A 26,234-nucleotide genomic window follows, 5' to 3' on the forward strand; every position below is an offset into this window, starting at 1 on the left:
TGAAAAGAAGATTTGCCTAAATCGATCCCAATTACTTTAATAGTAGTCATGATGGTTCGCCTCTTTGATTAGCCTACCCTAAGTTTAGCTTAGCTTAGGGGTGAGGCGGACCATCTAATTAAGCCGCATCAATTAACTTGAAGCGGCTTTTTTTTAGGGTTAATTTAATCCCACAAAAACTCACGAAAATGCTTACGGCAAACTGACTCGTAGCTTTCATTACCGCCAATGGCAACCTGTTCGCCTTCACGCATTGGTTTACCGTCATGATCAAGACGCACGACCATGTTAGCTTTACGGCCACAATGACAAATCGTTTTAAGCTCAACTAATTTGTCGGCCCAGGCTAATAAATATTGGCTACCAGGAAATAATTCTCCTTGGAAGTCATTACGAAGACCGTAGCACAATACAGGAATATCCATATTATCGACCACATGGGTAATCTGCCTTACCTGTTCTTTACTCAAAAACTGGCTTTCATCAATCAATACACAATGAATTTTTTGTTCATTATGAGACGTCGAAATTAACTCTATTAAATTATCAGTACTACCAAATACCTGCGCATCTGTTTCGATACCAATACGTGACGATACTTTGCCAACACCATAACGATTGTCTATCGATGCCGTCATCACTAAAGTATGCATCCCGCGCTCGCGGTAATTATAAGAAGACTGCAGCAATGAAGTCGATTTACCGGCATTCATCGCCGAATAATAAAAATAGAGTTGCGCCAAAATTAAGCGTCCTAATCGTTGGTCAGTTTATGCGGCTTATAGTAACTGTTTTAACATGCTAACAACAAACAAAAATGCCGTATTCGTTATGAATACGGCATTTTTTAATCGCTACACTGCTACCGCGAATGAAAGCGTTATATAACACTAACGATTATTTTTTTGCCCAAAAGTGCAGTATCACGATGCTAATCACAAACAACACACTACAACACACTAAGCCCGCCACCAATGAACCTGTAAACCCTAAAACGGTATACCCGACCAAGCTAATAAATGCCGTAATGAGTGCGTAAGGTAATTGTGTCACCACATGGTCAATATGATGACAACTGGCACCGGTTGATGACAAAATAGTGGTATCCGATATCGGTGAGCAATGATCGCCAAATACCGCGCCAGACAACACTGCAGCCAACATTGGCAACATCATGGTACTGTCGCTGCCCATCGCCATGTCAGCCGCAATAGGCAACATAATCCCAAATGTGCCCCAGCTAGTCCCCGTTGAAAATGCGGTCACCCCGGCCAATAAAAATAATACTGCAGGCAGTAAAGCAAACGGAATATTATCAGTCGCTAAGCTTGCCATGTATTTACCGGTTTCAAGCTGACCAATCACGCTCGCAATCGTCCAAGCAAACAATAAAATATAAATAGCCGGCAACATTGAGCGTGCACCCACTATCATTCCTTTGACTAACATCGACCATTCGACTTTCTGCTGAATGGCAAGCGCTACAGTCGCAATGAAGCCTACAAGCGAGCCAAAGAAAAGTGATGAGCTGACATCGGTATTCTCAAATGCGCCTAATACGCTAAAGGGTAATTCACTTGCCGCGAGAGCATCTGCGCCACTTGATACCATAAAATACACAGTAGCAAAGACTAAGATGGCAATCGGTAAAAACAAACCAATTACCTTACCCGTATCGGCTTCAGGTAAATCCGTTGCCGCTCCAGGGGGTTGACCTTTAGTTTCGTCAAATAAGTGACCACGAAGCGCATTAAGTTCATGCTGGCGCATAGGGCCAACATCTAAAGTAAAAGCGGCAACGCAGAGTAATAATAGCAACGAAAACACTGCATAAAAGTTCATTGGGATCATTTGCACAAACACACTTAAATGACCCGCATCGGCAAAACCATGCGCAGTTAAAATACCGCCGATTAATGCAATAATGTATGCGCCCCAGCTCGATACAGGAGAAATAACACATATTGGCGCTGCGGTAGAATCAAGAATATAAGCAAGTTTTGCACGAGAAATATGATAACGGTCGGTAATAGGACGAGAAATAGAACCGACAACCAAACTGTTAAAGTAGTCATCAATAAATACCACGCAGCCCAAAAACATGGTCATTAATTTAGCGTCACGCTTATTGCGAATACGCAATTTAGCCCAATCAGCAAACGCACGTGCTGAACCACTCACAGTAATTAATGCGGTGATCATACCTAGTACAATTAAAAAGCCGAGAATATACACATTCCAACTATTCAATGCCGCGTCTTTCCACACTAACTGACTCACAGTGTTGGCTAAATACTCACCACTACCTATCATGGAAAAATCAGTTAGTAACAGCGCGCCTAAAAGAATACCTACCCCTAATGAAAGCAACACTTTACGGGTAAGAATAGCCAAGGTAATCGCCACAAGTGGTGGCAAAACTGACAGTGCCGAATCGGCATAACTTATTATCATAATTTAATTATTTCTTCGTTGGATACGAATCGGGAAAACTAGAAATAAAGCTAAACATACGCAGAAAGTGTATGCGTTAACGTTACTAGTAGCACTCCACAGTCATACCCATTTAATATGAATATCATTTTTATCATGTCGATAAAAACACTATGACAGTGCAGTCCCTTTCGAGAACTGCCCCAACAAATGAGTGTGATCAACTCATTTATTTCGGCATTGCATCCTTTTATGTTGAATTATTGGCATCACCCAATTCAACATGACTCATATGCAATGCACCTCTACTTTTGCTTGTTGTAAAAATACATTACAAACAGCGCCGACATACAATCATAAACTGCACATTATGCGCTAGCAATAAGGGCTAAACGGCAGCATAAATAACAATAATATTAACTTAGCATACAATCTAACAGCATTAGTTTAACGTTTTTAAATCAAATGCACACTAGCGTGCTGAATACAAAAACAGCAACTAAGCGATTAACGTACAAAACAGCCAATAAAAAAGGTTCCTACTATAAAAGTAGAAACCTTTAATCTCTCAAAGCAGCGATAAAGCGATGAGTGACGTTAAAAAAAGCAAACAGCCCTGACTAAACTAAATTGTTTAATGCAGGAACGGCCTCAAATAAGTCAGCCACAAGACCATAGTCAGCCACCTGGAATATCGGTGCTTCAGGATCTTTGTTAATCGCCACAATCACTTTTGAATCTTTCATACCGGCAAGATGTTGAATCGCGCCAGAAATACCAACAGCAATGTACAAGTCAGGTGCCACAATTTTACCCGTTTGACCTACCTGTAAATCATTAGGCACAAAACCAGCATCGACCGCGGCACGTGATGCACCTACTGCAGCGCCTAATTTATCGGCAAGCTGCTCGAGAATAGCAAAGTTCTCACCACTGCCCATACCACGACCGCCTGATACGATAATACCGGCATTACCCAGTTCTGGACGAGCCGATTCAGTTAACGCTTGTGATACAAATTCTGTGCGCGCAGCAATAGCCTGAGTTAAGTTAACAACTTCAGCACTGCCTGTAGCAGCAACGGCATCAAACGCACTCGAACGCACTGTCATGACTTTTTTAGCATCTAAACTTTGTACCGTCGCCAATGCATTACCCGCATAAATTGGACGAACAAAAGTATCGCTACTGACCACTTCAATCACTTCAGAAATTTGTGCCACATCTAACAGCGCCGCAACACGAGGTAAAGTATCTTTACCGATACTGGTTGCTGCAGCTAAAACATATTCGTAGTCAGCGGCAAGTTCAACGACGAGTTTCGATAAGTTTTCAGCCAATTGCGCGCCATATTCAGCACTGTCAGCAACTAAAACTTTACTCACACCCGCAAGGCTTTGTGCTGCAGTAACCGCTGCGCCACAATCAGCACCAGCTACAAGCACATGAATATCACCACCAATGGCCGCAGCAGCGCTAACCACTTTTGCCGTATCCGATTTTAAGCTACCGTTATCGTGTTCTGCTAATACTAAAATGGCCATGTTAGATCACCTTCGCTTCGTTTTTTAACTTTTCGACTAACTCTTCAACTGAAGACACCATAATCCCGGCTTTACGATCCACTGGCGGAGTCACTTTAATCACAGTTTGATGTGCTTTTAAGGTCACGCCCAGATCAGCTACCGCAAGGGTTTCTAATGGCTTACGTTTCGCTTTCATGATGTTAGGCAATGAAGCATAACGAGGTTCATTTAAGCGAAGGTCAACGGTGACAATAGCAGGTAAAGGCATTTTTAAGGTTTGTAAGCCGCCATCAATCTCGCGTGTAACGGTAACCATGTCGCCATCAAGCTTCACTTCTGAGGCAAATGTTGCCTGAGGCATATCCGTCAATGCAGCAAGCATTTGACCGGTTTGGTTGTTGTCGCCATCGATAGACTGTTTACCAAAAATAATCAATTGTGCTTGTTCTTTTTCTTGTACCGCTTTTAACAGCTTAGCAATTGATAATGGCACCAGTTCTTCATCAGTTTCAATATGAATCGCTCTGTCTGCGCCCAGTGCCATTGCCGTTCTTAACTGCTCCTGAACCACTTTAGCTCCCACACTGACCACGATAACTTCAGTGGCAATGCCAGCTTCTTTTAAACGAACGGCTTCTTCTACTGCAATTTCACAAAATGGGTTTAACGCCATTTTAAGGTTAGTCGTATCAACATTTGTGTTGTCAGCTTTTACCCTGACTTTCACATTGGCATCGACTACGCGTTTAACAGGCACCAATATTTTCATAGGTTTTCCTTACTACACCTTCAATGTATGTGGACAACACATTGGCGTTTGCCAATGCAAGATGGGATCACTTTACGTCCTGTTAACGTTAACGTCAACAAAAGTCAAACGCTTGTTTAGATTTTTTTATCATTAGATTGGCAATCAAACTAAACAACATGGAAACAATAGGATCTTAACAATTACGATTAAATAAAAAAATATTCAACATTAAAGCTAATTTAATTTGATCCTATTACAAATAGTTTCTATTATTACGCTTATATTCAGTATTATTAAATTTGTATCGGTAACATTGTGAGATTTAATCTCATCAATATTAATAAAAACAACCTAAATAAACCATATGCAATACTGAAATTTACCTTGTAAGTTGAACAATTTATCTTTTAAACATTTTTATTTTTAAAATAAATCATTAGGAAACTAAACAACATGAGTGACTTTTTAGATATTTTAACCCACGGTCGTCGTTTTAAAGCAGCAGTTAAAGAATTGTCTCTTGATGATTTACGCGACACCGCCGCTAAGTTAGAAAAAATTATTGCTGAACGCGAAGAAGAAGAGAAATTAGAACTTGAAGCAAATGCCGAACGTAATGCTCGCATTGCTGACATTTTAGCGCAAATTGAAAACAGTGGTTTATCAATTGAAGACTTCGGTGATGTGACTTCAGCACCAAAAGCGGCAAAAGCAAAACGCGCTCCACGTCCACCAAAGTACCAAATCACTGTTGACGGTGAATTAGTCCAATGGACAGGTCAAGGTCGTATGCCTACCGTATTCAAAACTCAAGTTGAAAGCGGGAAAGATATCAAAGAATTCTTAATTCCTGGTATGGAATAATTTTTCAATATACGATTTATTGATTAATGATAAAAAGGGCTTACTCAAGTAAGCCCTTTTTATTTGACTGCTTTATCATCACTAGAAGACAAGGTAAACTTAAGCAGTTGGTTCATACTCTTTCATTAAAGGCTACGGCTATGATTTTTTCTGTTAAAAACGCATTGGTTTTTTCGGGTATCGCACTGCTATTGAGTGCCTGTGCAAGTGATTTTGTGTTCAAAAGTAATTTAGACGGTAAGGCCATTAACGAATATTTTAAAGTCGGTGATGTAGTTTTATATGACGGCGAAGTTCAACCTAAAGGTAATTTTGAAGTATTAGGTTTAGTTGAAGGCGAAGATTGCCAAGAAACCGCCAAAGATACTCCACCGCAAATGGCAGAAGCAAGAACCAATGCCAGAAGAGCTGCGGCAGAATTAGGTGCTAATGGTTTTGTGGTAAAAAGCTGCTTTATGATAACCGAAGCCGATAACAGCTGTTTTAGCCGTGCACTTTGTGTTGGCCAGGCAATCAAAACCGCTGACGTTAAATAACCTTTAATTAGGCTATACCGCGATACACCCTCACATGATGGGGCATAATAATATGACTCGTCATGTGATTTATTTTCGTTTTCCCACTCTCAGCTTATTTCAGGTATTGCATGACTCAAGATGCCGAACACACTCAAAAAGGTAAACCTCAAGCCAAGGTTTCTTTTAGCAGCCAAATCAATGCCGTTGCCATCTGCCGCACGCCATACAAACAAAAATTTGGTATTCCGCGCCAACCTGGCTTGGTCAATGCCACCGGATACATTGAGTTTGAACCCGCATTTAATCATGTCGATGCAGTACGAGGCATTGAGCAATATTCTCATTTGTGGTTATTGTTTTGCTTTCATGAGAATTTAGCTCAAGGCTGGAAAACCACCGTTCGCCCTCCTCGTCTTGGTGGTAATGAAAAACTAGGCGTATTTGCTACTCGTTCAACATTTAGACCTAATGGCATAGGGCAATCTGTGGTTAAGCTTCACGGCATCGTTACTCGCAAAGGTAAAGTCTGTTTGGCTATCTCTGGCATGGACTTATTAGACGGCACCCCCATTATTGATATTAAGCCCTACATCCCTTTTTCTGATGCGATTTTAGATGCCAAAGGTGGCATTGCCCAAGACGCGCCATTACTGATACCTGTCTACTATACCAATATTGCAACAACACAAATTGCGCACTATGCAGTGCAAGAGCAATACCAGGGCTTACATGAGCTCATTGAAGGTGTGTTGTCTCAAGATCCTCGCCCTGCCTACAAAAAAGCCAAAGACGACCCTAAGTTATATCAAGTGGCTTTATATGATTTAGATATTTTTTGGCATATCACACCTCATGGAATTGAAGTGTTAGAACTAAAATCGACTCAAGTTAAACTGCTTAAGGATTAACCTCATGGCAGAGATTGACTATCAAACTCAGCACAAAAAGCGTTTATCTTGGATGCCTTGGCTGTATTTTTCATTAAAACCTAAACACTTGTTGTGGGCTAAACCCTGGCAAGATGAAATTCAACAGCAACTGAGTCAACTCGAAACCGTTCATATCGGCGAACATTGTTTTATCGCACCACAGGCACACCTTTTTGCCGAGCCTGGTCGTGATATCTCCATGGGTAATCGATGCATGATTGCCGCAGAGGTATTCATGCACGGGCCTATCACCTTGGGTAATGAGGTAGCGATTAATCATGGATGCAGCTTAGATGGCGGCCGCCATGGCATTACCATTGGCCATCAAACGCGTATCGCCAATAATGTCACTATCTACGCGTTTAATCATGGCATGTCTCCTGATGCACCAATATATCAACAGGCTGCAAACTCTAAAGGTGTGGTTATCGGAGAAGATGTTTGGATTGGTGCTCAGGCTGGCATTGTCGATGGCGTCACGATTGGTCACCATGCCGTCATTGGCATGGGCAGTATTGTCACAAAAGATGTCGCAGACTATGCCATCGTGGCCGGCAATCCTGCTCGAGTGATCGGTGATAGGCGAGATAAATAATCAGCTAACTGACCATAAAGCATCATAAAGCCTTATTTTGAACCGAATTAGCAGGTGACATCATTGATGCAGGTGCTAAAATGACGCTCATTCATAGCTACTATTTTGGACATCGGTAATGCGAGTTAGTAAGTACCTGCTTTCAACACAAAAAGAAACCCCTGCTAATGCAGAGGTGATTAGTCATCAGTTAATGCTTCGCGCCGGTATGATCCGTCGTAACGCATCAGGTCTTTACAGCTGGTTACCCTCTGGTTTACGTGTTTTGCGTAAAGTAGAAGCCATTGTTCGTGAAGAAATGAACAAAACAGGCGCCATTGAAATCTTAATGCCGCTAGTTCAGCCAGCTGACTTATGGGTTGAAACCGGCCGTTGGGACAAATTTGGCCCAGAATTACTGCGCTTTCAAGACCGCCATAATCGTGATTTTGTATTGGGGCCAACCCACGAAGAAGTGATCACTGACCTAGTGCGTAAAGAACTCAGTTCATATAAGCAATTACCACTGACGCTTTATCAAGTACAAACCAAATTCCGTGATGAAGTTCGTCCACGTTTTGGTGTGATGCGTGCCCGTGAGTTCTTAATGAAAGATGCTTATTCTTTCCATTTAGATCAAGAAACCATGGACAGCACGTACCATGCAATGCATACCGCATATTGCAATATCCTTACCCGTATGGGCTTAGAGTTCCGTCCTGTATTAGCTGACACAGGCTCTATCGGTGGCAGCATGTCTCATGAATTCCATGTGCTTGCAAACAGCGGCGAAGACTTAATTGCTTACTCAACGGGTAGCGATTACGCGGCTAACATTGAAAAAGCTGAATCGCCACTCCCAACAGAAGCTCGCCCTGAGCCAACTCAAGCAATGACATTAGTGGATACGCCTAATGCTAAAACTATTGCTGAGCTTGTTGAACAATTCAGTTTAGCGATTACCAAGACAGTCAAAACATTAATCGTTAAAGGTGCAACAGAAGAAGCACCGTTAGTCGCATTGGTTATTCGTGGCGATCACGAACTGAACGAAATCAAAGCGGACAAACTTGACTTAGTTGCTTCGCCATTTGAGTTCGCATCAGAAGCTGAAATTCGTGATGCTGTTGGCGCAGGCCCTGGTTCTATCGGACCTGTTGGGTTAACTATGCCAATTATTATTGACCATAGTGTCACCATCATGAGCGACTTTGCTGCTGGCGCTAATGCAGAAGATAAGCATTATTTTGGTATTAACTGGGAGCGTGATTTACCGCTTGCAACGGTTGCCGATATCCGCAATGTTGTTGAAGGTGAACCAACACCAGATGGCCTTGGCACTTATGCGATGGCTCGTGGTATTGAAGTGGGCCACATTTTCCAGCTTGGTACTAATTACTCTAAAGCCATGAATGCCACAGTGTTAGACGAAAATGGTAAGGCACAGGTTTTATTGATGGGGTGTTACGGCGTCGGCGTAAGCCGTATAGTCGCTGCTGCCATTGAGCAAAATTACGATGACCGCGGCATCATTTGGCCAGAAGCCATTGCCCCGTTCACCGTGGGTATTTTACCGATGAACATGCATAAGTCTCATCGCGTAGCTGACATTGCCGAAAAACTTTACCAAGACCTGGCTGATGCAGGTGTTGAAGTATTGATAGATGATCGTAAAGAGCGTCCTGGGGTGATGTTTGCCGACATGGAGCTCATTGGCTTGCCGCATGTTGTGGTGATTGGCGATCGTAATATCGATGCGGGTGTATTTGAATACAAAAACCGTCGCACCGGTGAAAAGCAAGATATTCCATTCGACCAAATTGTTGAGTTTTTGACAAATGCAGCTAAAGGTTAACCACTGCTAGCATCATTATTAAACTCAAAAAACGCACTTTTTAGTGCGTTTTTTTATTGGTCTTGATATGAACTCTCTCTGGAATATCGTATTGTACTTGGCTCACTGGTAAGTAATAACAAAAGAATTCATACTAGTATCATCTCTGATTACTTTATTAAGGATATCGATTGGCAGTCTCTACAGCGATAGTTTTAGGTGGCGGTGGCGCTAGAGCGGCATATCAAATCGGCGTGCTTAAAGCGTTAGTGCAATTTTATCCGCGTAATCATCATGTGCCATTCGATATTATTTGCGGTACCTCTGCAGGGGCAATTAATGCAACATCTTTAGCCACTCATGCATCTTGTTTTCATCTTGCGGTCAAAAAACTTGATTGGGTTTGGCGCCATTTTGAAACAAACCAAGTGTATCGAACCAGTATTACACAAGTGCTTCGGCATTTAGGGCGAATGGCCATTAAAGGACTACAAGACGATAAAGTTAACACCGACGCTGGTAGCTTATTAGATAACCAACCGCTGCGAGAACTGCTCAACAATCTCATCGACTTTAAACGAATCGATCGAAATATTAGTAATAAAGCGCTAACAGCGATTAGTGTCGATGCCTCTTGCTACAACAACTCGCGCTCGTACAGTTTTTATCAAGGTAACGACAACATCGAAGATTGGCAAAGAGCAAGGAGAATTGGATTACGCAGTTTATTGAATACGGAACATTTATTAGCAAGCTCTGCCATCCCAATGGTGTTCCCGTCAATTAAACTTAATCAGGCATATTATGGCGATGGTTCCGTTCATCAACTATCGCCTCTTTCAAGCCCAATCCATCTAGGGGCCAACAAAATATTTGTGATTAATTTGGACAGCCCACATAAACATTTTCCAATAGAATTTGAATACCACCCCAAAACAGCCACCATTGCCGGCCATTTATTAGATACTATTTTCTCCGATACACTTAACAGTGATTTAGAACGCTTACAGCGAGTTAATAACACATTATCGATGATATCGGCACAAGATAAAGCGGTACTAAATCTTCGGCATATTGAGACTTTAGTCATAAAACCCAGCCAGGACCTAAGCCGCATCGCTGCGCGTTTTTATGATGATATGCCATTCGCCATTAGGACATTGTTAAAGTTTTTTGGGATTAATCGGCAATCTGATTCGAGTATTGTGTCTTATTTGTTATTTGAGAAAAGCTACACAAGCACGTTAATCGATTTGGGCTATCAAGATGCAATGAACCAAATTGAGGAGATAAAACAGTTTTTTGAAATCACAACTAAAGTATAACGCCGCCATATAGAAAACTATGATATAAAAAGTGTAGTTCATTCACATTGTTCTGAATTTAAGGGGTGTTAAAGCCCACAACGATTAACAATACAGATGGATACGCGATTGGCTCAACACCATTAATAATCGATTCCGATAGCAATAAAAATCGCGTCAATGCGAAGTCTAAAAGGATTTTAGATGAAAAATGCATGGTTAATACTTAGCTTGGTATTGTTTGGATGTGGTCAACAAGCCCCCACCGTTAACGATATTGCAAACAGCAGTATGAATACAATCCAATGGCAAGGCGTTTACCATGGTGTTTTTCCATGTCCTAGTTGTGATGGCATGGATACCACCATCGAACTGCTTCCCCCCAATAAATACATCATACATACCGTAAGATTAGGTAGCGATCCAAACCCTTACCGGGGCCACGGCACTTTTCAATGGGACAAAACAGGGAACATTATCGTGTTAGACCGTGGTCATATTTACCAAGTCATGCCTGACCATCTCTATCTGCTGGACATAGAACATAAAAGAATTACTGGTCCAGATGCTGAGCGTTATCGCGTTGATAAAGTTAAAGGCCTAAGTCAACCCGTAGGCAGTTAAAGATTTATTGCACGAATGTGCCATGCTTTATTGACTTTAGCTGTGTTAAAATTATCTGATTAGACACTTAAAGACAGTGACATGAGAAAAGGTATTTTATTAGCGGGTGGTTCAGGCACACGACTCTATCCCATCACACAAGTTGTCTGTAAACAATTATTACCCATATACGATAAGCCGATGATTTATTATCCTCTATGTACCTTAATGCAAGCAGGTATCACTGAGATTTTAGTTATTTGTACTGAGACAGATTTACCGCTTTTTAAATCACTGTTAAAAGATGGCCGTCAATGGGGCATTAATATTGATTATACCATTCAGGCAAAACCAGAAGGCTTAGCTCAAGCACTGATTCTTGCAGAACCTTTTCTTGATGGTAGTCCTAGCGCGCTGATTTTAGGGGATAACCTATTTTATGGCCACCAGCTGCAGGCCACCTTACACGCGGCTAACAACATGACTGACGCTTGCATATTTGCTTATCATGTTGCTAATCCGCAAGCTTATGGGGTTATTGAATTTGACCAACATAAGCAAGTCATATCCATTACAGAAAAACCTGCAATACCAAAATCAAATTTTGCCATGCCTGGATTATACTTTTTTGATCATAAAGCATGTCAATATGCTAAAAATGTTTTGCCTTCACACAGAGGTGAACTTGAGATTGTCGATGTTATTCAACAATATTTAGACAGTGGCAAACTTAATGTCGATATTTTAGGTCGCGGCACAGCATGGTTAGATACAGGTACACCAGATGCGATGGCTGAAGCAACCCAATATATCGCGGCAATAGAAAAGCGTCAGGGATTAAAAATATCTTGCCCTGAGGAAGTGGCTTTTGTAATGGGGTTAATCGATCAACAACAGTTAACTTTACTTGCGAACCAACTCATTAAAAGTGGCTATGGTCAGTATTTGCTGTCATTACTTAATAAGAATTTTCCCAATGAAATGCATTGATACAAAGCTAAATGACGTTTTATTGTTTAGCCCACAAAAGTTTGTCGATGAACGTGGATTCTTTATGGAGACATTACGTCAAAATGTGTTTGATGATGCATTCACACAACGAAATCTGAATATTCCTCAATTAGTACAAGAAAATCAGTCTCGCTCAAAGAACAATGTATTAAGAGGGCTTCATTTTCAACAACGTTTCCCTCAAGGTAAGTTAATCCGAGTATCGAGTGGTTGCATATTCGATGTTGCGGTAGATTTAAGGTTTGGATCGTCCACCTATGGTAAGTGGATAGGTCAACAACTCTCAGATGAAAACGGTTATCAGATGTGGATCCCTGAAGGTTTTGCACATGGTTTTTACGTGTTATCTGATGTCGCTGATATTATTTATAAATGTTCAGAATATTATCGACCGGATGACGAGCGCACCATGGCATGGAATGACCCAACACTGAATATTCAATGGCCAATAAAGACTCATATTGCTCCCATTGTGTCCAATAAAGATAACCCTGAAATAAACCCTCACATTATTGCATTTGGTGCTTAACGTAATGACAGAACAAAACGGACATGCACTAAAAATACTCATTTCAGGAGGAAGTGGTTTTATTGGTTCGGCCTTAATACGCCATATTATGGCCCAAACACCGCACAGTGTTATCAATCTCGATAAACTCACCTATGCAGCAAACCCTCTGAGTTTATCCTCAATCACAGATAGCCAACGATATCATTTTATTAAAGGTGACATCTGCGATGATAAGTTAGTTAAATCAGTATTTGAACACTATCAACCCGATGCCGTAATGCATTTAGCGGCTGAAAGTCATGTTGATAGATCAATAGCCGGTCCTGCAGCCTTTATCCAAACCAATATTGTTGGCACGTTCAACTTGCTCGAAGCGAGTCGAATCTTCTTTAATGATTTACCATCACATAAAGCAAAACGTTTTCGGTTTCATCATATTTCCACAGACGAAGTCTTTGGCGACTTGCCTCAAACAGGTTACTTTAATGAACAAAATGCTTACGCACCAAGCTCGCCTTATTCTGCGAGTAAAGCGTCGAGCGATCATCTCGTAAAAGCTTGGCATAGAACATATGGACTCCCTACGTTAATCAGTTATTGTTCAAATAATTATGGGCCGTATCAACACCCAGAAAAATTAATCCCGCTCACCATCACTCGTGCAATATCAGGTGAACCGATACCCATTTATGGTAATGGTCAACAAATCCGTGATTGGTTGCATGTTGAAGACCACGTTGAAGCATTATTGGCAGTATTAACCCGAGGGCATGTCGGTGAGTCATACACTATTGGCGGTAATAATGAACACACTAACCTTCAAGTTGTTCAGTTAATTTGCAAACATTTGAGTACCTTAATGCCTGAGCATCATCTCGCTACCAATAACGGATTCGAGCTATTAATCCGTCATGTAGAGGATAGATTAGGACATGATCAACGTTATGCTATCGATGCGAGTAAAATAACAACTGAACTCAACTGGACACCGAAACGATCTTTTGAGGATGGTTTACGTAACACCGTGCAATGGTATTTGGCTAATAGTTAATGAGAATACTTACATTTGGCCAAACAGGTCAGTTGGCTAAAGCGTTAAAACGCACCCAACCGGGATATTTTGAGCTGATTCAATTAACTCATCAGCAAGTTAACATTACTCAACCTCAACTCATTGATGAGGCGTTAGCTCATTATCGTCCTAATATTATTATCAATTGCGCAGCCTATACTGACGTAGAACGTGCTGAATCAAACGCCACGCAAGTCATGCAAACTAATGTTGATGCCGTTAGGTTTATGGCTAAAGCGGCTCGTCAATATGGTATTAGGTTCATCCAATTATCTACAGATTATGTATTTGATGGACTGTCATCACTTCCTTATACCGTGGATCAAAAGCCCTGTGCCATTAATGTATATGGTCAATCAAAATTACTTGCCGAAAACATTATTTTACAACAGCAATCGAATCAATTTTGCATCGTTCGCACGTCCTGGCTCTATCATAATAGCGGCAAAAACTTTGTCACCACCATGTTGAAACTCATGTCACAAGACCACAATAACGCAATGTTAATGCAAGGCCTTATTCCCAACATTAATGTGGTGAACGACCAAACAGGTAGCCCGACGATGGTTGACGGCCTTGCTCATTTTTTATGGAAACTGTGTTTACAAAAGCAATGGTCTGCGATTTACCATTGGAGCGATGCAGGCATGTGTACCTGGTATGAGTTTGCACAAGAGATACAGTCACAAGCTGTCGCATTAGGATTAATCCCCACTAAAGTGACATTGACGCCGGTAACATCTGAACAATATAACTCGCCAGTTAAGCGCCCTACTTTCAGTGTGTTAGACACCTCTCATTCGCACTTAATCTTAAAACCTAAACCGTGGCAGCAGCAATTAGCGCAATGCCTATATGTGCGCGCTATCAATAAAGACTGAGCCACTAAACAAAAAATTAAACCGTCATCTTGTTGTCATTTTTACGTGCAATAATTTTTACCGTCAAGAATGAAATATTTCGCTTTAGCTTATTATTAACTTTAGGTAAAAAGAGGCTGTACCAACAGCGGTACAGTTATCTGGAATGTTGAAAATGTCACACTCATTTGAATTTGATGAAGATGATGCGCCATGGGGCGATAACATCAAGGGAAAACCAAAATCGAAAAAGGTTAAACAGCGTCGTCGAGATACTAAGCGCCGCTACTTTGACGATAATGCTGAAATGGAGTTCGCACCTGCTAAGTGGAAATAGTTTAACAGGATTTTCTCATCAAGTTTAAAAAGCAAGTAGCTCACTACTTGCTTTTTTGTTGCAAAAAAATGGCCTTGAATAATTCAAGACCATTTTTATGATACGGTTAACGACAACAATATTGTTAATTAACCTTTTACAGGTACAGTATTGAAGCTAAACCTAAAAAGGTAAAAAATCCTACAACGTCGGTCACAGTCGTTAAAATAACCGACCCCGATAATGCCGCATCTTGGTTAAAGCGTTGCAAAATCATTGGCACCATGACACCAGCAATCGCCGCAACCGCCATATTGATCAAAATCGCACAGGCAATAACAATACCCATGACATTATCATCAAACCACCAGCCAGCAATGATGCCGATGACAATAGCCCATAACGTACCATTTAACGCGCCAATACCAAGTTCGTTTTTCATTAACGACATGACGTTACCGGCTGTTATCTGTCCCATTGCCATACCACGGATCATCAGTGTTAATGACTGACTCCCGGCAATACCGCCCATAGAGGCGACAATTGGCATTAATACCGCTAACGCAACCACCTGGGATAATACATTTTCAAACATACCTATTGTGGCCGATGCTAAAAATGCAGTCAGTAAGTTAATTCCTAGCCACACAGCACGACGTTTAGCACCAACAAAAATCGGTGCGAACAAATCGTCATGCTCATCCATACCTGCCGTTGCCATTAACTGCGCTTCATAATGCTCACGCACTAAAGCTGTTGCGGTACGCAAGGTCATACGACCAATCAATATACCGTCTTCATCGACCACTGGCAGTTCAAGTTCACGACTGTGTTCAATCGCTTCAGCAGCCTCAATTAACGATGAATCAGCAGAAATAACACGACTATCATCCCACTTCAACGATTGCAGATTAGTACTCGTATCAGCGGTTTTGAATACATCGTAGCGACGAACTGTACCAAGATATTTATCGTTCACATCAACTAAAAATAAATGGTCATTACAGTCTAAGTCGATACGTCTAAAAAAACGCTGACCTTGGGCAACCGTTGAAGATGGACTTAATGCCAACATTTGGTGATCGGCATAACGACCAATTTCATTTTCAGTATATTGGTTATAAAGCTCATAATGCTTACGCTGACGCTCACCCATCTGTGCCAATGCACGATCAGTGATGTTGTCGGGAAGCGAGTCACTCCATTCAATGAGATCTTCAGGACTTAATTGCGAAAAGAGTAAATCAAGCTCCTCATCTGGCATTTTCTTTAAAATGCCTAAACGAGGATCTGCACGCATTAAGTTAAGGACATCAACACGTTCTTCTACGTCAACTTGCTGCCAACGTTCATAACGTTCATCAAGCGGTAACGATTCGAGTAATAATGCAATGGTACCGGGTTCAGCATCAATCAAGATTTCACTAAACACTTCGGCTTGCTCGTCCCCTTCTGCTTCAGTTAATTGAAGCACTACCTGGCTAACATCTGCCTGTGGGGATGAGTTGGTTTCGATTTCATCTTCAGAGTTAAGTTCGTTCTTTAAATCGTTCATAAGCACGCCCCTAATTCTACTTGTTAAATAAGCGCAAACTATATTGAAATTGTTATTGATAAGCAAATAGATATATTAAATTGTGCGCAATTTAATTGCTAACGAATAGGCTATATATTATAGTTAATTTTTGACATATTGGAGTTTCATGATGAGCAGCACAATTTACCCGATCACCGTAAAAGACATTAAAGGCAACGATATCGTCATGGAGACCTTTAAAGACAAAGTTATATTAATCGTTAATACCGCCAGTAAATGTGGATTTACCCCACAATACCAATCACTTGAAGCATTAAATCAAGAGTATAAAGATAAAGGCTTAGTGATTTTAGGTTTTCCATGCAACCAGTTTGGTAAGCAAGAACAAGGTAACGAACAAGAAATAAGCCAGTTCTGCGAACTCAATTTTGGGGTGACATTTCCGTTGTTTAGCAAAGTTGAAGTCAATGGTCCTAATGCACACCCACTGTATCAACAGCTTAAAAAATCGGCGAAAGGTTTACTTGGTAGTGAGTCGATTAAGTGGAACTTTACTAAGTTTTTAGTCGATAAACATGGCAACGTTGTTGATCGATACGCACCAACGACTAAACCTGAAGAGTTAAAAGAAATCATTGAAAAGCTCTTAGCTTAAGGCTGAATTTGCGGCGATAGCCGCAGAGCTTAATCATAAAAACCTGGCAAGATCGGCGAGTTAACAATACTGCTATCAACATTATCTAATGTGAATGATTTTTATAAGCACATGATTAATATCAAATATAAAAAACATTTTTTATTTACAGAAAAATATGGATTTATTTTTGAACTTTTTATCTCTTTGCCACTCAAAATAAGTAACAGTTAGATTTACTTTTTTTGTTCATCTATTGTTCATCATCTCCCTGGGACCTCTAGCGCGGTCCCCTTGATCGAAAAATCGATCGATAGGCAATCATTTGATTGCCTTTTTTTATGTTTGTCCTTCAACCACTTTACTAAACACGATAGCAGCAACCTCACCAGATAAGATGAGCAGCAACAGTTGCCAAACCTTATCTCAAAAAATATTAAACCAATCAGGTAAAATGTGCCTGCACTGGCAGCTTTCACATTTGCAAACGATAGAAATCACCAAGATTTACGTTGCTACTTAAGACTAAGCAATTGATCTAAAATGTTTAATAAACAATTTTATTTTTTAAAAAAATATTTCACAAAAAATATCAAACTTAATGAACTTTATCGTATTCGCTCAGTCTTATGTATGTAGCAAGTAAAAATGCAAACGAGAAAATGTCTACCTCCAACTTTTCTGGTTTGCACCAAAGTGAATATCAACGCTTTGAACTGACTTGCCTAAACAGATTTATGTTCATTGTTCATCACATCATCCCTATTTGGGTACCATTTACACGCTAGCGCACTGTTAATAGCACCCGTAAAGAACGACTTAGGCAACCTTATTGGTTGCCATTTTTTTTGCCTAAAGTTTGTTTCCAGATATTGATTAAAGCGGCGTTAAATGATGCCCATAAAATAAATTTAAACAATTTGATTATTTCTGTGAACTTTTATCATAAAGCCCAGTCTGATTATATGTAACGAATAAGATGTGGTTGATGTGAGTTGCAGTGTCATGATTTAACCTTCTCCCCCGGAGTTACTTCAACACAGCAAAATGGTTTATCCAGGTCACTTCAGCTTCGGTTAGGATTGAGTTACTACTGTTTTAATGTTTATTGTTCATCACATCATCCCTATTTGGGTACCATTTACACGATAGCGCACTGTTAATGGCACCCGTAAAGAACGACTTAGGCAACCTTATTGGTTGCCATTTTTTTTGCCTGCTATTTCTTTCCAGATATTGATTAAAGCGGCGTTAAATGATGCCTATAAAATAAATTTAAACAATTTGATTATTTCTGTGAACTTTTATCATAAAGCCCGGTCTGATTATATGTAACGAATAAGATGTGATTGATGTGAGTTGCAGTGTCATGATTTAGCCTTCTCCCCCGGAGTTACTTCAACACAGCAAAGTGGTTTATCCTACTCACCTCAGCCTCTGTTAGGATTGAGTTATTGCTACAGGTTTTAATGTTTATTGTTCATCATCCCCATTGGGCAGTATTAACACGCTAGCGCACTGTTAATGACAACCCGCAAAGATTTATTTTGGCAGCCAATAGGCTGCCATTTTTTTATGTGTTTTAGTGAGAAGGTTCTAACTGCAATAGGGTATCTAATTGCACTTGTAATGAAGGATGGTAGCCTGGCCGAGCTTGAGCATAGATTGCCTTGAGTTCTTGGTGATACCCCGCAATTTGTAGTTCGATAAATAATGGTCTTACAAATTTACCTCGACCAATTTTGCACAAATACTCTGTTAATGCGGGCAATACAGGATCAAATAAATTACGAACCGCAACACGATACCAATCACAGGCAATTTCTGCATTGTGATGTCCGGTAAAGTTAAATGCCTCATCTAAATCCAACAACATAGCCTGGCTAACAATTAACGGTAATTTGCTTAAAAAATATTGCCAATGATGGGCACGCCATTGTGTGATAGACAATTGATTAGCAGCAGTACCGCTAATAAACTGTGCCAGTGCGAAGTCAACCTTGTCAAAGCTCGTAGACCTCGGCCCCTCATACCAAGCAGGTAATCCCTGCCCATAAACCCACTCGTTTAACTCATCTACAGATAACTTATCACCATGCTCAACGAGTATGGTTTGCTTCGCATAGTCAATAAACGTTTCTGTCGTAATGGCAGTAAAAGCAAAATGATTAACATACTGAAGCAGAAACACATCAAATGCGGCACGTCCAAGCCTACTTTCAAGTTCGTGCACAAACATCGATGCTTTATCGTAAGTAAAACGATTAAATGCCAAATTAGGGTCGCGATGTTGTACATTTGCCGGTAATGTTTGCTCAACTAACGGCATGGATTGGATTTCTTCTTGTAAGCGACCAAACTCAATCACCCACTCTAATTCGGCTTGCTCGGTACCATACACAGCTTCAACAATTCGATTGGTAAAATAAGTGGTAAAACCTTCGTTGAGCCATAAATCACGCCATGTCGCATTACTGACTAAATTGCCAGTCCATGAGTGGGCCAATTCATGCGCAACCGTTGAAACTAAACTTTTATCGCCAGCAATCAATGTAGGGGTCATAAATGCCAGCATCGGGTTTTCCATCCCGCCAAAAGGAAAACTTGGCGGCAGCACTATCATGTCATAACGCCCCCATGCATATGGTCCAAGCAACGACTCTGCCACCTGGATCATGGACTCAGTATCTTCAAATTCATTCACCGCCGCCTCAAGCATGCCAGGTTCGGTATAAATACCACTTCGAGGCCCTGTAGCTTTAAACGCCAGATCGCCTACGGCGATGGCTAACAAATGAGTGGGTATGGGTTTATCCATACTAAAGGTAAATATGCCATCTTCTGGCATGACGGGGTTATTATTAGCACTCATTACCACACGTAGTCCTAAAGGGGCTTTGACTGTGGCATTAAACGTGACTCGCGCTTTAGGGCTATCTTGTAAAGGCAGCCAGCTGCGTGCATTGATGGGTTGTGACTGACTAAACAAATAAGGTAATTGCTTGCCTAGGGTTTGCTCTGCACTGAGCCATTGCAGCCCTTGCGCCTTAGGAGAGGTATGATAATGCACAACCACTTGTGTGATCAGTAAACCGACATTAATCAACCATCGCTGTCCTAAAATAGGATTAACGTCTTCACATTCATAGGCTAATGGCTGGCCATGTAAATCTGTGATGTTGTCAATAAACAAGTCACGGCCATCAATAATCAATACCGATTGTGTCTGTTTACGATTAAAAAATAGCGTTACCGTACCACTCAATTGCTGGGCAATAAAATCCACGTTGATATTAATATCAACGTGATGCACACATAATGCATCGGTATTGGCACTTGAATGGTAATCTCTGTGTACATCAAAGTCCGCTATAGGAGTGTTCAAGTTGCTTGTCACAGAAACCTCTTCGTTTATTTTGGGTTTTGGCTCAGGGCATTATCATAACATTTTCAAGTCAATAACCTGAGCGTGATCATACACACTTGTCCCTGCAAGCAAATTTGTACTGACAGACAATAAACTCGTAATCATCACGTAAATCCCACTTTCAGCACAATAAACGCCAAACTTAAATGAATGGTTAACATGATGTTTTACAGCACAAGTTAAGTCACCTTATTGATTTTATGATTAAAAGTTATCCTGACCGGCTAAAAAGCTTACTTTTTCGTCACTCATCTCAAAAATAAATACTCTTTTTTTAAAAAAGTTGGGAACTAAATTGAAATCTCCCAGTCTGAATATATGAACCGAATTTGCATTACTTATTTTTTGTACCTAGTAGCGTTTTTTTGTTCATCATCATTCTCCTAATTGGATAGTCGTTTTACACTATCAACAGTATTGCCCTTAGCAATAGCAGCAACCTCTTAGTCAGGTTGCTTTTTTTTATCCTTTTTTTGAGTTTTTCAGATTCATAAAAGCAAAAAAGGCCTCAAATGAGGCCTTTTAGTATTGGAGAATTAAGCGATTAAAGCTTGATACCCACTTTTTCTAAATCTTTAATCACAACTGCTGTTGGCACTGGAACATAGCCATCTTTTTCAACAACTTGCTGACCTTGCTTAGACAATACAAAGCGTAAGAATTCACGATCCATTGGCGAAAGGTCTTTATTTGGGTGCTTGTTCACATAAACATATAAGTAACGTGATAATGGGTAAGTTCCGTTAGCCGCATTTTCTGCTGTAGCATCAACAAACTTATCACCCTTTTTAGATACTGCAACCGCTTTAACACCAGCTGTTTTGTAACCAATACCTGAGTAACCAATTGCATTGAGTGATTGTGATACAGACTGCACTACTGAAGCAGAACCGGGTTGCTCGTTTACGTTTGGACGGAAGTCACCTTTACATAATGCTTTTTCTTTGAAGTAACCATAAGTACCAGACACTGAGTTACGACCATAAAGCTGAACGTCTTTCGCGCTCCAATTGCCGTCTAAACCAGCATCAGCCCAACGGTTAATTTCTTTACCGCCACACTTATGTGTTGATGAAAAAATACTGTCGATTTGCTCAATGCTTAACCCAGTGATTGGGTTATCTTTATGTACGAATACCGCTAAGGCGTCAATGGCTACACGTACCGCTGTTGGTTGATAACCATAGTGTTTTTCAAAAGCTTCAACTTCATTAGGCTTCATCTTACGGCTCATTGGGCCAAACTGTGAAGTCCCTTCAGTCAGTGCTGGAGGAGCTGTAGAAGAACCTGCAGCTTGAATTTGGATATTTACGTTAGGATAAATATGTTTGAACTCTTCAGCCCATAACGTCATCATGTTCGCTAAAGTATCAGAACCGACAGAAGACAAGTTACCAGATACGCCACTTGTTTTTTCATAGACAGGTAAAGTAGGGTCAATAGCAGCCATAGATGCTGCTGAGAATACACCAGCGGCTGTAAGGGTAATTGCGCCGACAAGTTTGTTCAGTTTCATTGTATTGCTCCAGAATTAAGCGTACTAAGTTTTTAAAACGTAGTCAGTATCGACCTCATTGATGACAAGTCTATGACTTTGATATGACAGTTGTATGACACAAGCATTAAAACAGCTTTATTTGTCTTAGCTTATAGCCAATCTATTTATATCAATGACTTATAATGTATCTTGTTACGCCTTTTTAGCTATAGATGGTTAAATCTATGGTATTAATTCCAACTTTTGAGGTGATTTATTTACCTGAACAGCAGTTATATGACAATAATATGCATTTTTTACGGCAATAAAAAAGCAACATAAATGCTGCTTTTTAGATTTGAGGTAACGCCATTACTTAACCTGAAATCGGGATATGGGATGAACTTATACCTTTTAAAATGAACATGTTACCCCGCATCACTTTCAAGCTTGACATTTGTTCTGCTAACAAGGCGAATTGACGCGTCAATAGCTAGCCTATTGTAAGTTGATTCAACACAGTTAGTAGTGCAAAGGACTGTTTAAAAGGCGTTTATTATCCCAAGCTCTGGTTATTTAAAGTCTTTCTAATAAATGTGTCGGAATAATAAAACTAAATGTACTGCCTTTGCCGTATTCACTGGTGACATTAAGCTCACTGTGGTGATGGCTCAATGCATGCTTAGCAATAGCAAGCCCTAAACCTGTTCCACCGGTTTTACTTGAACGAGCATTATCAACACGATAAAAGCGCTCCGTTAACCGATTGATATGCTGTGGTGCAATCCCTACACCTGTGTCTTTAACAGAAAACAATCCCCCCGTAGCAACACTTCTCCAGGTGACAGAGATAATACCGCCAGGTGCGGTATAACGAATGGCATTAGAAATGAGATTTGAACATGCACTGCGAAGTTGAATTTCATTACCGTGGGTGTTTAATCCTGGCTCGCAATTAAACTCTAACGTATATTCGTCGCCAGCAAGGGCTTTAGCTTCTTCTCGAAGCACGTCCATCATCACTTGCATGTTAACCGTTTTTGATAAATCGATGTCGGCTGCATCTTCAATCCGTGATAATGCCAATAACTGTTCGACCATCGATTGCATACGTGAGGTCTGTTGTTGCATCAGGGATAACGGTTTTTGGTTGGGAGAATTATCCTCTTCCATTCCTTGCATTATCTCTAAATAACCTTGCAACACCGTAAGCGGCGTTTTTAGTTCATGGGACACGTTAGCAACAAAGTCTTTGCGCATGCCTTCTAATTGATGGATCCGTGTAATATCGCGAGCCATTAACAGCAACTGCCTATCACCGTAACTCATTAAGCGGATCTCAAGTAAACGTTTATCGGATACGGGGGAGGGAATTTCAAGCGGTTCTTTGTATTCTGCTTTTTTAAGATAGGCTGAAAAATCAGGATGACGTATGAGGTTATCGATTCGTTGACCACTGTCTTGTGGCCAAACAAATCCCAACACTAATTGGGCCAGCTTGTTGCACCACAAAATATTATGCTCAGCATCGAGCACAACGGCGGCATCGGGCAATGCTTCTGCACCTTGGCGAAAACGAGCGAGTAATGTCGCTAATTGTCCAACACGACGACGATTTTTACCTTGTAATCGGTATATACCGTTAAACACCCCTTCCCAACTACCTTGTCCTTGAGGGGGGGTTAATTTTTTGTCTTTCCATAACCAGAAATTAAGTCGAGTAATTTGTCGGTAATGCCATACAAGCAATCCCACAGTCCCTAATAAGGTCACTAAAGCTATCTGGTCAAATAAAGCACCGACACAGATAAATAGTATCAGTAACAGTCCTAAACGAAAAAATAACCGGAATCCAGAATACGAGTTAAGCATAGGCAACCTAATGGCTAAAAGTAACGCAGCCAACACTTTCAACTTTTAGTGTCGTTACTGATTATTAGGATTAACGAGGAACCACAAGATAGCCTAAATTGGCCATTGTGGCTAGGTAGCAAACAATGAAGCTCTAGTGGTTAACACAGAGCTTCATTTGCTATCAGTACAATTACATTCTGGTTGAAAAACGATAACCAGCACCACGAACAGTTTGAATCAACTTGTCATGCCCAGCTTGTTCGACCGCTTTACGCAATCGGCGAATGTGCACATCAACAGTACGGTCCTCTACATAGACGTTGGTTCCCCATACGTTATCTAGCAACTGTTCACGGCTGTAAACTCGCTCTGGATGAGTCATAAAGAAATGCAATAATCTAAATTCTGTTGGCCCCATATCAAGCACATCATCACCGACAGTCACTCGATGACTCACAGGGTCAAGCTGTAGCCCTTGTACGTCTATGGTTTCTTCTAAACGCGTAGGTGCGCTTCGGCGCAACACAGCTTTTATTCTGGCAACCAACTCTTTTGGCGAAAAAGGTTTGGTAATATAGTCATCGGCACCCACTTCCAGGCCTTTGACTTTATCTTCCTCTTCACCGCGAGCGGTCAGCATAATAATGGGGATTTGACGCGTAAACTCATCTTGCTTTAAGCGTTTTGCTAATTGAATACCGCTGCCACCAGGGAACATCCAATCCAACAAAATCAAGTCGGGATAAGGCTCTTGAAGCAACTCAATAGCTGAATCGAAATCTTCAGCTGCAGCTGTCGTAAAACCATGTTGATCCATCACAAATGTCAGCATCTCACGAATTGCTGATTCATCTTCTACTATTAAAATCCTAGCTGTCATATTGGGTTTCTACATTAATTTGCCACAAGGGTATTATTGGACACTTTTGTTACACTTTCATGACCCTGAGGCCGATATTGCCATTTAAAACCGTTTTTTGTCATAAAAACTTAATTGCGGTTATTGCACTGTAACGAAAAAAGGGCCGAAGCCCTTTTCTAGCGCATGTCATTTGGCTTAGAACTTATGTTCAATACCTACACCCACATAGCTGTCATCTTGATCGTTTGAGTCAAACGAATTGTCGGTATAAAAAGCAAACAATTTAGTTGGTTTACCAAGCGCATAGTCAGCACCAACAGACCATGAGTCGCCTTTATTTTCCATGTCAGCAAACTGCGCTTTAAGTGTCACATCATTAATATCATATGCAGCGCTCAGTAAGAAACCATTATCACTCACATCACTGTCAACGGCTTCTTGTTGCTGGTACATACCGCCAATCACCAAACCAGCCACTTTACCTTGTACAGTAGCACGTGCAGTGTCATAGCCTTTTACTTTTGAATCATAGGCAATGGCGGCATAAATAGCTGAGGTTTTTAAACCTGAGTCACCATACATTAATGCCATGCTCACACCATCTTCGCCGGTAGTATTATCACCAACGACCTGATCTGAGTCACCAGAAGCAACATAAGTCACACCCGCTTGGAAATCACCAAACATCGGTGTGTAGTAAGTGGCTGTTTGAGCCATGCGGTTTTCACCTTTGAATAAGGTTTTAACATCGCCAGAAAGGTCGTTGAACTGGTCAACTTTACCTTGAGAAACTTTTAGGATCGTGTCGTTACGGCCTACAGAAACAGCACCAAAATTGCCTTTTAAGCCAACAAACTGATTGCGAGCTAAAAAGTTTTCTTTGTCTTCATCACCCGTGTTGACTTCATATTCGATAGTGTAGAAAGCTTCTAATGAATTGCTCAACTCAAAATCACCGGTTACACCAAAACGTGATGCATTACTTTGAATAGTCGTTTCAGTTTCGTCAGCAACATCATTTGACTGCGCTGTAACATTTAATTTGCCATACACTTTTAGAGGTTCTGCCGCATATGCACTAGAAACTACAGAAGCTGCCATTGCAGAGGCTAATAGAGTTTTACAAAAAACGTTCATCATTTCATCCTTTTGACGCATAGTTCGTCATGGTTATTCTGGGGTAGTTGTATCGGAACGAGCGGAATTCTGCCTTGTGAATGTTTCAAAAATATTTCACTGATTCATTAATTGCTGATATTCGCGGAATTAAACCCACCCATAAAACCTCAAACAGAGCTACAACAGTGGTTTCAAGGAAGATAAGAGAAATGTGACAA

Annotated in this window: 23 protein-coding genes and 1 riboswitch; of the genes, 13 read left to right on the forward strand and 10 right to left on the reverse strand. The window is 40.8% G+C overall.

Annotation, left to right across the window (positions count from 1 at the left end; translation table 11 throughout):
- Nucleotides 1-164: 164 nt before the first annotated feature.
- From GQA99_RS10860 to GQA99_RS10875, 4 genes are all read right to left on the reverse strand, one after another.
- Nucleotides 165-743 (reverse strand): thymidine kinase, encoded by a 579-nt coding sequence (locus GQA99_RS10860; protein ID WP_059744363.1) that lies wholly within the window; start codon nucleotides 741-743, stop codon nucleotides 165-167.
- Nucleotides 744-897: 154 nt separating this feature from the next.
- The gene (locus GQA99_RS10865) at nucleotides 898-2,454 is read right to left on the reverse strand and encodes a Na+/H+ antiporter NhaC family protein (RefSeq protein ID WP_373291439.1); all 1,557 of its coding nucleotides are present in this window, start codon (nucleotides 2,452-2,454) and stop codon (nucleotides 898-900) included.
- A gap of 81 nt (nucleotides 2,455-2,535) precedes the next feature.
- Nucleotides 2,536-2,749: riboswitch (Lysine riboswitch) on the reverse strand.
- A gap of 304 nt (nucleotides 2,750-3,053) precedes the next feature.
- Nucleotides 3,054-3,977 carry an electron transfer flavoprotein subunit alpha/FixB family protein gene (locus GQA99_RS10870; protein WP_160053910.1) on the reverse strand — a complete coding sequence of 308 codons (924 nt, stop codon included), beginning with the start codon at nucleotides 3,975-3,977 and terminating at the stop codon, nucleotides 3,054-3,056.
- A 1-nt stretch (nucleotide 3,978) separates the two neighbouring features.
- Entirely contained in the window at nucleotides 3,979-4,728 is a 750-nt protein-coding gene (locus GQA99_RS10875; protein WP_160053911.1) for an electron transfer flavoprotein subunit beta/FixA family protein, read from the reverse strand.
- Between the two features lie 435 nt (nucleotides 4,729-5,163).
- Here GQA99_RS10875 and GQA99_RS10880 point away from each other — a divergent pair, with 435 nt between their 5' ends.
- The 12 genes from GQA99_RS10880 to GQA99_RS10935 all read left to right on the forward strand — a co-directional run bounded on the left by GQA99_RS10880 (nucleotide 5,164) and on the right by GQA99_RS10935 (nucleotide 15,127).
- The gene (locus tag GQA99_RS10880; protein ID WP_160053912.1) at nucleotides 5,164-5,574 is read left to right on the forward strand and encodes an H-NS histone family protein; all 411 of its coding nucleotides are present in this window, start codon (nucleotides 5,164-5,166) and stop codon (nucleotides 5,572-5,574) included.
- 140 nt (nucleotides 5,575-5,714) lie between these two features.
- Entirely contained in the window at nucleotides 5,715-6,110 is a 396-nt protein-coding gene (gene rcsF / locus GQA99_RS10885) for an Rcs stress response system protein RcsF (protein ID WP_160053913.1), read from the forward strand.
- Between the two features lie 110 nt (nucleotides 6,111-6,220).
- Complete coding sequence (tsaA, locus tag GQA99_RS10890) at nucleotides 6,221-7,000, forward strand: tRNA (N6-threonylcarbamoyladenosine(37)-N6)-methyltransferase TrmO (protein WP_160053914.1); 780 nt, start codon at nucleotides 6,221-6,223, stop codon at nucleotides 6,998-7,000.
- 4 nt (nucleotides 7,001-7,004) lie between these two features.
- Nucleotides 7,005-7,616 carry an acyltransferase gene (locus GQA99_RS10895; RefSeq protein ID WP_160053915.1) on the forward strand — a complete coding sequence of 204 codons (612 nt, stop codon included), beginning with the start codon at nucleotides 7,005-7,007 and terminating at the stop codon, nucleotides 7,614-7,616.
- A 118-nt stretch (nucleotides 7,617-7,734) separates the two neighbouring features.
- Nucleotides 7,735-9,450, forward strand: coding sequence for a proline--tRNA ligase (locus tag GQA99_RS10900; protein ID WP_160053916.1), 1,716 nt, complete (start codon nucleotides 7,735-7,737; stop codon nucleotides 9,448-9,450).
- Between the two features lie 170 nt (nucleotides 9,451-9,620).
- Nucleotides 9,621-10,754, forward strand: a complete 1,134-nt coding sequence (locus tag GQA99_RS10905; protein ID WP_160053917.1) for a patatin-like phospholipase family protein — start codon at nucleotides 9,621-9,623, stop codon at nucleotides 10,752-10,754.
- A 183-nt stretch (nucleotides 10,755-10,937) separates the two neighbouring features.
- Nucleotides 10,938-11,357: a copper resistance protein NlpE gene (locus tag GQA99_RS10910; RefSeq protein WP_160053918.1), complete on the forward strand. Its 420-nt coding sequence runs from the start codon at nucleotides 10,938-10,940 to the stop codon at nucleotides 11,355-11,357.
- Nucleotides 11,358-11,438: 81 nt separating this feature from the next.
- Entirely contained in the window at nucleotides 11,439-12,326 is an 888-nt protein-coding gene (rfbA, locus tag GQA99_RS10915; protein ID WP_160053919.1) for a glucose-1-phosphate thymidylyltransferase RfbA, read from the forward strand.
- Nucleotides 12,313-12,876: a dTDP-4-dehydrorhamnose 3,5-epimerase gene (gene rfbC, locus GQA99_RS10920; protein WP_160053920.1), complete on the forward strand. Its 564-nt coding sequence runs from the start codon at nucleotides 12,313-12,315 to the stop codon at nucleotides 12,874-12,876. The genes rfbA and rfbC overlap by 14 nt, the downstream gene beginning before the upstream one ends.
- A 4-nt stretch (nucleotides 12,877-12,880) precedes the next feature.
- A complete protein-coding gene (rfbB, locus tag GQA99_RS10925; RefSeq protein ID WP_160053921.1) occupies nucleotides 12,881-13,909 on the forward strand; it encodes a dTDP-glucose 4,6-dehydratase in 1,029 nt (342 codons plus the stop codon).
- A complete protein-coding gene (gene rfbD / locus GQA99_RS10930) occupies nucleotides 13,909-14,811 on the forward strand; it encodes a dTDP-4-dehydrorhamnose reductase (RefSeq protein WP_160053922.1) in 903 nt (300 codons plus the stop codon). Before rfbB ends, rfbD begins: the two co-directional genes overlap by 1 nt.
- Before the next feature lie 154 nt (nucleotides 14,812-14,965).
- The gene (locus GQA99_RS10935; protein WP_041413129.1) at nucleotides 14,966-15,127 is read left to right on the forward strand and encodes a hypothetical protein; all 162 of its coding nucleotides are present in this window, start codon (nucleotides 14,966-14,968) and stop codon (nucleotides 15,125-15,127) included.
- Nucleotides 15,128-15,263: 136 nt separating this feature from the next.
- Here GQA99_RS10935 and GQA99_RS10940 read toward each other — a convergent pair whose 3' ends face one another.
- Complete coding sequence (locus GQA99_RS10940) at nucleotides 15,264-16,661, reverse strand: magnesium transporter (protein ID WP_160053923.1); 1,398 nt, start codon at nucleotides 16,659-16,661, stop codon at nucleotides 15,264-15,266.
- A 151-nt stretch (nucleotides 16,662-16,812) separates the two neighbouring features.
- Here GQA99_RS10940 and GQA99_RS10945 point away from each other — a divergent pair, with 151 nt between their 5' ends.
- On the forward strand, nucleotides 16,813-17,298 hold the full coding sequence (locus tag GQA99_RS10945) for a glutathione peroxidase (protein ID WP_160054024.1): 486 nt from the start codon (nucleotides 16,813-16,815) through the stop codon (nucleotides 17,296-17,298).
- Between the two features lie 1,561 nt (nucleotides 17,299-18,859).
- Here GQA99_RS10945 and GQA99_RS10950 read toward each other — a convergent pair.
- From GQA99_RS10950 to GQA99_RS10970, 5 genes are all read right to left on the reverse strand, one after another.
- Entirely contained in the window at nucleotides 18,860-20,674 is a 1,815-nt protein-coding gene (locus tag GQA99_RS10950) for a M1 family metallopeptidase (RefSeq protein ID WP_160053924.1), read from the reverse strand.
- A 574-nt stretch (nucleotides 20,675-21,248) separates the two neighbouring features.
- Nucleotides 21,249-22,220, reverse strand: a complete 972-nt coding sequence (locus tag GQA99_RS10955) for a PstS family phosphate ABC transporter substrate-binding protein (RefSeq protein WP_160053925.1) — start codon at nucleotides 22,218-22,220, stop codon at nucleotides 21,249-21,251.
- 537 nt (nucleotides 22,221-22,757) lie between these two features.
- Nucleotides 22,758-24,053 carry a phosphate regulon sensor histidine kinase PhoR gene (gene phoR, locus GQA99_RS10960; protein ID WP_160053926.1) on the reverse strand — a complete coding sequence of 432 codons (1,296 nt, stop codon included), beginning with the start codon at nucleotides 24,051-24,053 and terminating at the stop codon, nucleotides 22,758-22,760.
- 172 nt (nucleotides 24,054-24,225) lie between these two features.
- Nucleotides 24,226-24,915 carry a phosphate regulon transcriptional regulator PhoB gene (gene phoB / locus GQA99_RS10965; RefSeq protein WP_160053927.1) on the reverse strand — a complete coding sequence of 230 codons (690 nt, stop codon included), beginning with the start codon at nucleotides 24,913-24,915 and terminating at the stop codon, nucleotides 24,226-24,228.
- Nucleotides 24,916-25,092: 177 nt separating this feature from the next.
- Nucleotides 25,093-26,037, reverse strand: a complete 945-nt coding sequence (locus GQA99_RS10970; RefSeq protein ID WP_160053928.1) for a porin — start codon at nucleotides 26,035-26,037, stop codon at nucleotides 25,093-25,095.
- Nucleotides 26,038-26,234 lie beyond the last annotated feature (197 nt).

It is taken from the genome of Shewanella litoralis (assembly GCF_009828585.1).
Taxonomy (GTDB): domain Bacteria; phylum Pseudomonadota; class Gammaproteobacteria; order Enterobacterales; family Shewanellaceae; genus Shewanella; species Shewanella litoralis.